At 36.2% G+C, this 9,915-nt stretch carries 5 protein-coding genes; 2 read left to right on the plus strand and 3 right to left on the minus strand.

Annotated features, from left to right (window positions below):
- The first annotated feature begins 3 nt into the window (after positions 1-3).
- Entirely contained in the window at positions 4-870 is an 867-nt protein-coding gene (locus SO785_RS03600) for a LysR family transcriptional regulator (RefSeq protein ID WP_011254320.1), read from the plus strand.
- Between the two features lie 58 nt (positions 871-928).
- On the opposite strand, the gene SO785_RS03605 is transcribed toward SO785_RS03600, so the two are convergent.
- Together SO785_RS03605 and SO785_RS03610 are read right to left on the minus strand one after the other, a co-directional pair.
- Complete coding sequence (locus tag SO785_RS03605) at positions 929-1,567, minus strand: SDR family oxidoreductase (protein ID WP_003547287.1); 639 nt, start codon at positions 1,565-1,567, stop codon at positions 929-931.
- A gap of 85 nt (positions 1,568-1,652) precedes the next feature.
- Positions 1,653-2,516 carry an arginase family protein gene (locus SO785_RS03610; protein ID WP_003547285.1) on the minus strand — a complete coding sequence of 288 codons (864 nt, stop codon included), beginning with the start codon at positions 2,514-2,516 and terminating at the stop codon, positions 1,653-1,655.
- Positions 2,517-2,577: 61 nt separating this feature from the next.
- Here SO785_RS03610 and SO785_RS03615 point away from each other — a divergent pair, with 61 nt between their 5' ends.
- On the plus strand, positions 2,578-2,769 hold the full coding sequence (locus SO785_RS03615) for a MerR family DNA-binding transcriptional regulator (protein ID WP_011254319.1): 192 nt from the start codon (positions 2,578-2,580) through the stop codon (positions 2,767-2,769).
- On the opposite strand, the gene SO785_RS03620 is transcribed toward SO785_RS03615, so the two are convergent.
- Positions 2,750-9,682, minus strand: a complete 6,933-nt coding sequence (locus tag SO785_RS03620) for a mucin-binding protein (protein ID WP_021874081.1) — start codon at positions 9,680-9,682, stop codon at positions 2,750-2,752. The genes SO785_RS03615 and SO785_RS03620 overlap by 20 nt on opposite strands.
- Between the last annotated feature and the right edge of the window lie 233 nt (positions 9,683-9,915).

Below are 9,915 nucleotides of genomic sequence, written 5' to 3' on the forward strand. Positions count from 1 at the left end.
AAAATGATTGATAACTATTTATTAGAAGAGCTGGTTGCTTTTGCAAAATACAATACACTGGCTCAAACTGCAGAACATTTAAATGTGTCGCAACCAGCGATTACACGTGGGACAAAGAAGATCGAAGAAGAACTCGGATTAAAGCTCTTTGAACGTACACCAAATAAGATTAGTTTGAATGAGACTGGAAAATTTGCAGCAAAAAAGGCAGCTGAAGTTTTAGCAATGAACAATAACTTTGTTAGTGAAGTACAATCTTTTGATCAAAGTCAAAAGCAAATTACGATTGCTTCAACTGCACCAGGACCATTAATCGTATTGAATCAATTGGATAATTCAAACTTAGCAATCCAAGACGAGCTATTACCATCCGACAAGTTGAAACAAACTCTAATTAATGAGCAATATACCATTGTCTTTACTAATAGTTCTATCAAAAACGACAAAATTGATAGCGCATATCTCGGAGTTGAGCATTTAATTGCCAATTTAAATGAGTTTACTCCCCTAGCAAGTCAGACAAGCGTTTCTTTTAGTGATTTACATGGAATGAGTTTTATTGTTTTGCAGGATATTGGTATTTGGCGTGAACTTATCCAGCAAAAGATTCCTGATGCTAAGTTTTTATATCAAAGTAAACGTAGCGATTTTGATGAAATAAAGAATTACTCTATTTTTCCATATTTCACTACCAATCTCTCAGTTTTCGATCCTAGATGGGAAGAGAAAGATCAAGTTGATCGAATCCCTGTCCCAATTTCTGATAAAGATGCATCCATGTCTTTTTATGCAAATTATTTATCAAAAAATAAAGAGCGCGTAATGCCATTAATTCAAGACATTAAGGATGTTTGGGCAAAAACAGATTGATGGTAAATAAAAATGCATCTCTAAATTTGGGGATGCATTTTTATTTACATTGCTTATTCTACTTAACACTATCTAAAGCTTCATCGATTGGTGTATTACCAGTTTTCATCATAATGACTTTGCCAATAGTATTATCATGTTTAAGGATCTCAGCCAAAGTCTTTGCTACATCAGGAATTGGATTTGTAGTTGCTTTAGTAACATTTAAACTAATTTTGCCCGTACCCTCTTCTTCTGTTAAGCCAGTTGGTTGCAAAATAGTATATTTAAGTCCACTTTGATTTATAAGATAATTATCTGCAAAGTACTTAGCAACATTATAGTCCATAATTTGGTTCAACCCGTCAATGTGCCACATCTCTGGTTCTAATGAAAAGATAGAACTGAGCATGATATATCTTTCAATACCAAGTTTCTTTGCTGCTTGCATAGTCTTTACAGCACCAAATGCATCTGTTTGAAGCAGATCCTTACCACGTGAACCAGCTGTAAAGTAAACGACATCGCTGCCTTTAATTAATTTAGCTAAGTCATCAACGCTAGCATGAAGATCCATATGAACTGCTTTTACATTATCTAACTTAATAACATGATCTTCATGACGTGCACCTGCTATAACCGTATGACCATCTGCAACTAAGTCCTTAATCAATTCAGTTGCGACACGACCAGAACCACCTGCTACAAAAATTTGCATGATTATCTCCTCCTTGAATTAATAAATGATTTTTTAATTAAGTTAAATACATTTTAACTTACTTTTTATAAGTGCTCAAGAAAATCTAAAAAATATTAGTATTATTCATTAAATCTAACATTTCTTTAGCACTCCAAGGCAAATACTCAGCTAAGGTTAGACCAACAAGATTATATTCTTGGCTGAAGTTACTAATAAATTGCCAGATGCTCTTTCTACTCATTTTACCTACTGCTGCATTGTCAGGTATTTCTCCTAGATCAGGATTGTTAAAATATGTGGCATAGAAATTCTTTGAATCAGAGTTCATTACATCCACATCTAAGTGAATATAAATATGTTCAAAATTATTTTCTTTGATCCAATCTATTACTCTTTCAGAATCTATTTGATTTTCATCTTGAACCTTATATTTGATACCTGCTTGTTCAATTAATTTCTTTTCATTGTTAGTCGGCTCTTGTAAACCAGCGTAGAAAATTTGATTAGATTTTAACGGATTATCTACCTCTTTTTGAATAGCTGGATCACCACGATGTAATAGATTTCCCACTACCATAGCGTGTTCATTATAAAAAACTTCCGGATTAGAAATATCAGGATGTGCATCAATCCAGATAACACCTAATTTTTCTCCATAGATTCCGTTAAGATAGTCAATTGGTTGCTGCGATACTAAACAATTACCACCGAAGGTAATAATTTTATTTGGTTGTTCGGTAATGATGACTTTTTTAGTATTTCTAATATTTTTTAATACAGCTGATTGAGCTGTTACGTTATTTTCTTTCTCTAACGTTTGGTTACTATCAGCAGTTTTTACCGTAATTGTCTTTTGTTCTTTATTCTCCGGTGCTATTGCTTTTAAAACTTTTGCTCCTAATTTATAGACGGGATTATCACCTGCTTGCCAATCTGGAACAACTAATCGAATTGTTTTTTCTATCATAATATTCACTCCTTTGAATTTATGATAAAGTCTATAGTAACTATAGAGCCAAGGAGTAAATATGTTTTCTATTGGTAAGATGGCAGAATATTGTCACACAAGTATTCAAACTTTACGTTATTATGCAGATATTGGTTTATTAAAGCCTAGCTATCAGGACCCACAATCCAAGTATCGATATTATAAATTAGATCAGATTTTTCAATTTACAATTATCAAGTATTTGCAAAGTACTAATCTTTCACTGCAGTAAAGTGAACACTTTGTTCTACAGGACTTGAAACTTCCTTACCATTGCTATCTACGAAAGTAATGGTACGAGTTACAGTCTTATCAATACTGTTTTCACCTGTGCCATCTGGCCACTTAGGTCCATCTGGATCATTAGGATTGATTGGTTCACCTGGCTTACCTGGATTGGTTGGTGTTACTGGAACAGTGCCGTGTTTGAATACTACTGTATAAGTTTGAGTAGTATTGTCGTCATTGTCGTACGTAGCATCCTTAGGGAAACCATCGTTTACTAATACATATCCCTTGTTAATAAGATCTTCGATAGTTGAACTGGTTGAGTAGTCAATCTTTTTGCCGGCCTTACCTGTTAGGTCACCTGAACTAGTGATTAACTTATTATCTTCATCAGCATCAACGTAGTTTACTACAGCCTTTTGATCCTTAGCTGGAACTACTGGGTTATATGGAACCGGTGTATCCTTACCTGGATCGGTTGGTGTTACTGTTGGGGTCGATGGAGTGTAACCTGGAATAGTCGGTACTGGTTCATCTGGTGTTACCTTAGTTGGATCAGTTGGATCAGTTGGATATTGTGGTGTTGGTACATTTGGAATTGGGTTACCATTTGGATCTACTGGAATAATCTTTCCGTTTGGTGTGTAGTTTACAGTTACAGTCTTATTCAAGTCATCTGGAGTAATTGTGGTACCACCTGCAGTACGCTTGTCTGCATGGTAACCATCAATTACTGGAGTATCAACATTACCAAATGTATGACTAGTTACATTCCAAGCACCATCAGTAATTACCTTGCCAGTTACGTTATCCACTACCATTGTCTTAGTGAAAGTGAACTCTTGTTTGTTGTCTTCAGGAGTCTTGTCACCTGCGCCAGTGTAGTGAATAGTTTGTGTACCAGTCTTAGATAAATTGTTTTCACCACTATTGTCTGGCCACTTAGGTCCATCTGGATCGTTAGGATTAATTGGTTCACCCGGCTTACCTGGCTTATCTGGAGTAATAGTAGTTGTACCATGCTTCAAGACAACGGTGTAAATCTGAGTAGTGTTGTCATCACTGTCATATTTTGCACCTGCTGGGAAGCCATCATTTACCAATACATATCCCTTGTTTTCAAGATCTTTAATTGTATCGGCAGTACTATAGTTAATAGTTTCGCCAGCCTTGCCTGTTAAGTCACCTGAACTAGTGATTAACTTATTATCTTCATCAGCATCAACGTAGTTTACTACAGCTGCCTGATCCTTAGCTGGAACTACTGGGTTGTATGGAACCGGTGTATCCTTACCTGGATCGGTTGGAGTTACTGTTGGAACACTTGGAGTCAAACCAGGGATATTTGGTACCGGTTCATCTGGTGTTACCTTAGTCGGATCAGTTGGATCGGTTGGATACTGTGGTGTTGGTACATTTGGAATTGGGTTACCATTTGGATCTACTGGAATAATCTTACCGTTTGGTGTGTAAGTTACAGTTACTTCCTTGTTCAAATCATCTGGAGTAATTGTGGTACCACCTGCAGTACGCTTGTCTGCATGGTAGCCATCAATTACTGGAGTATCTACATTGCCAAATGTATGACTATCTACATTCCAACCAGTTTGACTAATGATTTCACCGGTTACTTTATCAACTACTGCACTCTTAGTAAAATCAAAGCTTTGTACATTGTCATCCTTAGCCTTGCTTCCATCTGAGTATACGTAGTGAATTGTTTGTGTACCTGATTTCTTCAAACTATCTTCACTAGTACCATCTGGCCACTTAGGTCCATCTGGATCATTAGGGTTAATTGGTTCACCTGGCTTACCTGGATCAGTTGGCGTTACTGGAACAGTACCATGAACAAAGTCAATATAGAAGGTCTGTGTCTTATTGTCATCATTATCAAACACAGCACCTGCTGGGAAGCCATTGTTCTTAAGCACATAACCCTTATTAATCAAGTTATCGATTTCAGATTGTGCATTGTAATCGATCTCGGAACCAGCTTTACCAGTAAGATCACCTGAAGTTGCAAGTTGAGTTACCTTGTTTGGATCATTTACATCACGGTAAATTACTTGAGCAACTTGATCCTTAGCTGGTGCTACTGGAGTATACGGAACTGGAGTATCTTTACCTGGATCAGTCGGTGTCACTGTTGGAACACTTGGAGTCATACCAGGAATATTTGGCACTGGCTCATCCGGTGTTACCTTAGCTGGATTATTTGGATCGGTTGGATATTGTGGCTGTGGTACATTTGGAATTGGGTGGCCATTTGGATCTACTGGAATAATCTTACCGTTCTTAGCATAACGCACAGTCACTATGTAACTATTATCATCATGAGTAAGAGTTACATCCTTTACATTATTACCATCTTGATCACGATCAACACTTACCAAGTGATATCCAGAAACAACTGGAGATTTAACTGCTGAGACAGTTTGATCAACACTCCAAGTTAATGGAGTTGTCCATTCACCTGTTACCTTGTCAAGAACACCACTTGCAGTAAAGTTGACTGGTTGCTCAACAGAATCACTAACTTTATTACCATCTTCGTCTAAGTATTGAATAGTTCTAGTAACTGTCTTAGTTACTTCATTAGAACCCGTTGGGTACTTAGGACCATCTGGATCATTAGGATTGATTGGTTCGCCCGGCTTACCTGGGTTAGTTGGATTTACTGGTTGAGTACCATGACGTAATACCACTGTATAAGTTTGAGTAGTATTGTCGTCATTGTCGTATGTAGCATCCTTAGGGAAGCCATCGTTTACCAATACATATCCTTTGTTAGTGAGGTCTTCAATAGTTGAATTAGTTGAGTAGTCAATCTTTGTACCAGCCTTACCTGTTAGGTCACCTGAACTAGTGATTAACTTATTATCTTCATCAGCGTCAACGTAGTTTACTACAGCCTTTTGATCCTTAGCTGGCGTTTCAGGAGTGTATGGAACTGGGGTATCCTTACCAGGATCTATTGGTGTTACTGTTGGAACACTTGGAGTGTAACCTGGAACATTTGGTACTGGTTCGTTTGGAGTTACTTTAGATGGATCCGTTGGATCTGTTGGATATTGTGGTGTTGGTGCATCTGGAATTGGGTTCCCTGATGGATCAACTGGGATGATCTTACCATTAGGAGCATAAGTTACAGTTACGGTAATATCTCCACTATCTTTAGTCAGACCAGTAATTGTGGCAACATCGTTGCCATCTTGATGATCAGAAATACTGATTAAATGGTAATTTTGTTCTACTGGAGAAACAACCTTATCAAATGAGGTCTTATCGCTAGTCCACGTGATTTGTGGAGTTGCAGTATTATTCTCATCGATTACCCACTGACCATTTTGTTGAGTAGCGTTAACCAATTGACCAGTAACTTTATCTACATAAGCAGTTCCAGTGAAGGTAACAGTTTGCTTAGCATTTGCAGGAACAGTAGCAGTAAAGGTTGAACCATCGCTATTTACGTAGTTAACAGTTAAGTTAACCTTTTTAGTTAATTGATCAGGTTGTGCTTCTGCTGGAGTATTCTTTGGTACATCTGGAGTTGGTGTATCTGGAGTTACTGGTTGCACACCATGCTTCATATGTACAGTTACTACTACGTTTTGATTTCCTTCAATTGTTGAAGGTATAGTACCATCTGTTGATACATATACATATCCTTGATTTTCAAGATTGGTGATAGTAGTTGTAGTTGTGTAGTCCACTTTAGTACCAGCGTCTACTGAACCAGTATTGTATTCAGTATTTGGAATCTCAGTGTTAGTAGTATCATCGTGGTAAACAACTTTTACTGAACCTTTTTCAACTGCTTTTTTGTAGACAACAACAGTAACATAATTATCAGGTATGCCAGTAATACCGTCATTCTTATAGCTATCTGTCAATTCACCATTTTGAACTATATCTTCGGATGGATTTACTGCAAATTTAGCAGTTACAGAAGAGGCGTCTTCTCCAACCTTTAAACCTTGAACATTAGTTGATTGAATAGTAGCAGTATAGCCATCCAGTTTAGGTGATTCTACGGTAGCATATGGATCTGTCACTGTCTGACCGCTACCGTTAGTAAATTTCCATCCTGAATCTTGAGCAACTGATTGGCTATTCTTTATATACTCTAATGTTTCATCAGCTGTATGGTTCAATGCATAATCTTGAATTTTCTTAATTTGGTCTTGTGTAATATCAAGGATAATATTACGCTTCAAATTTAAGGATGAGGTATTTTCTGGGAAAATTTCATTCCCTTGTTCATCAACATACTTAATAGTATTTGTATGATTACCAGTTATTTCCAACGGTGTTCTATGAGGAATCCAAATTTGTTGGCTCGCACGCTGAGTAGAAATACCATAATATGGTGCATCTTTACCTGTTAATGGAGAACCATTATAGTTATGAACTTGGTTAGCTCTAATACCACCAGTTAAGCCATTACCCGTAATTGATACATCTGGGTTTGCCTGATTATTCCAAATATCCTTAGTCTGGAATCCATTCATTGGAATATTTACATCATTTACATTAAGCCAAATTTGCTTTGAACCATCTGACTTAATACGTTGGTAAACAACAAACCCTGAACTATTAGGATTTGATGGATCATAGTCGCCACCACTAACACTAAATACTCCTTTGTTACCAGACATATAAATCAAATTGGAAGTATATTCTGCTGAAGTGGTGTTAATCATGTCACCACCGGTTGGCATCCAACCAGTAGTTGCTCCGCCTTTAGAATAACGTTGCAAGTTAAGCATCAATGGATCTTGGATATCAATGCGTGAATTAGATCCACCTAATGGGAAGGAAATTAATTCAGCATAGAAGTTGGTATTATCATCACGAATATCGACAATCGCACCTTTCTTTGAAGTAAAGGCAGCAGTAGTATTCGCATTTTGTGAATCAAGTGAAACAACATCGTCCCATGGGTTATCGCCACGACCTTCAAGAATTACACGGAATGTAGCGTACTCATCAACAGTAATATTACCGCCTTCGTTAACACCAATGTAGTTGTAACCATCATAACTACCTGACGTTCCAGTCTTACCGACAGAATGGAAATATGTAGTAGAGTGCTTAGAAATTTCGATATTTGAGTTAGCAGCTAAATCTAAGGCAACCCCACGACCCTTATTTTCAAAATGAACATTTGAATTTTCACCAGAAATAAAGTTGGCGTTATTACCTAAGATAATACCGTCACGACCAGTGAAATTAAATGTCGATGAATCACCTAGTTGAGCTAATGTTGGTCCATCATTTCTTGAACGTGCACCATATCCACCAAATCGATCTGAATCAGTACCAGTTGGTCGAGTAGCGCCAATAGCAATAGCTTGTCCTAAACCAGTATTAAAGTTGACGTTTGACTTGTAACCACTAATAAAGTTACCGCCATTTTTTGCAAATACACCGGCTACATGGTAACGAGTAGCAGTAGTTGAAGCGTTAGTTAAATTAACATTTAAGGTAGCGTTATCGCCAACACGAACTGTCCCACCGTCAGTTAAATTAATACCATCATTAATTTCAGAACTATTAATAGTTAATGATGCACCGTTTTCAATATTTACACTATTACCAGCAATGTTAGAATTCTTAAAGTTATTTCTATTACCAGTATAATTTTGAGCTTTAAATTGATCCTGTGTTGGAACAGATGAGTTAACACTATTTACATTTGAAGTAACAGTACCCTTAATATTTACAGTACCATTACCAAGGATTGAACCATTAACAGTAATGTCATCAAGAGTTAATTGACCATTATTATTAATCTTGTTTTGACCAAGACTTAATGTAGCATTATTGTCAGCACCCTTAATAGTAAATGTACGATTAATGTTTAAATCGCCATATGCAGTAATGTTACCACTGATATTTACACCACTGACACTGTAATCATTAACAGCTTGTTGAAGAGCATTAAAGTCACTAACAGTAGTGTAGTTATCAGCTGCATTAGGATTTACTGCAGCAAACATAGCAGTTCTTGCCATTGCTTGCAATTGCTTAGTAGGATCTACATTTTTACCTACTACAACTTCACTAGAATTAGATTGGTTTAATAATACTTGATTTCCCTTAGTTAAATTAGCTTTTAAGGCATCTCCACTCAAGTCTGATGAAAGATCACCAATCTTTAATTCTTGAGTAGTTGTATCATTATCTTTAACAATAGTCTTACCGTTTTGACCAGCTTGAGCTATTGAAGGCAAACTTTCATTAAGTTGTATATTTGATTTAGTTATATCTGTTTGAGTGTTTGCCGCAATGGAATTGTCTATATTAGCATTATTTTCTACAGAATTAGCACTTTGTTCTACATTGTTTTTATTACTAGTATCTGTAGCAGCTTTTTCTGACGACTTTTTATTATCAATAGTTTGACTACTCTTATTATCATCTTGCTTAGTTTTAGTAGTCTTATCAGTTACCTTTTGAGTCTCAGCCTTATTCTCATCTGCTGCTTGATTATTATCAATAGTTACTGCAGCATCAGAATTTTGTTCTTCAGAAGTTATAGCTTTATTTTGTTGTGCATTATCTGAAGATATATCACTTGACTCATCAACACTTTCTTGAGTATTTTGTGCGGATACATTGTTAGTTTTAGTACTATCATCTGTATTTTCATTTGCTGTTTGATTTTGTTCAACAACAACCTTTTCAACATGACCAGTTGAAGCAGACTGATTACTTTCTAAATTTGTCTTAGCATCACTGTCATTATTGTCAGTTTCATCAGCATGAACCGTACTAGTAGAAGTACTCATCCATAAACTTGTACCTAGAAGAACTGAAGCTGCACCTATAGTCAACTTTCTAATAGCAAAGTGTGGCTTACGTTCGGCTACCGCTTCCATCTTCTTATCGCGGTTATTCTTAGAAACCATGTCTCGTGTCCCCCTATTTCTATACATCTCACATGGATGACCAATTCCTTATCACCCTCATCACATTAATAATAACAAGTGTAATTTATTTTTTCAAGTTTTAAATAACATCTTTTATATTTATAGTTTTACGCCAAAATACACAGATATTTTCAAACTAAAATACTACTATTTAATAAATTTATAAGTTCACTTCAACCAAAACAATTTCATATAATTGTAATCTTATTTTT

The sequence above is a fragment of the Lactobacillus acidophilus genome (assembly GCF_034298135.1).
In the GTDB taxonomy this organism is placed as follows: Bacteria; Bacillota; Bacilli; order Lactobacillales; family Lactobacillaceae; genus Lactobacillus; species Lactobacillus acidophilus.

Bases quoted from the DNA above. Each gene is read 5' to 3' on its own strand.
- SO785_RS03600 (WP_011254320.1), top strand. From the start codon at position 4: ATGATTGATAACTATTTATTAGAAGAGCTGGTTGCTTTTGCAAAATAC.
- SO785_RS03605 (WP_003547287.1), bottom strand. From the start codon at position 1,567: ATGCAAATTTTTGTAGCAGGTGGTTCTGGTCGTGTCGCAACTGAATTG.
- SO785_RS03610 (WP_003547285.1), bottom strand. From the start codon at position 2,516: ATGATAGAAAAAACAATTCGATTAGTTGTTCCAGATTGGCAAGCAGGT.
- SO785_RS03615 (WP_011254319.1), top strand. From the start codon at position 2,578: ATGTTTTCTATTGGTAAGATGGCAGAATATTGTCACACAAGTATTCAA.
- SO785_RS03620 (WP_021874081.1), bottom strand. From the start codon at position 9,682: ATGGTTTCTAAGAATAACCGCGATAAGAAGATGGAAGCGGTAGCCGAA.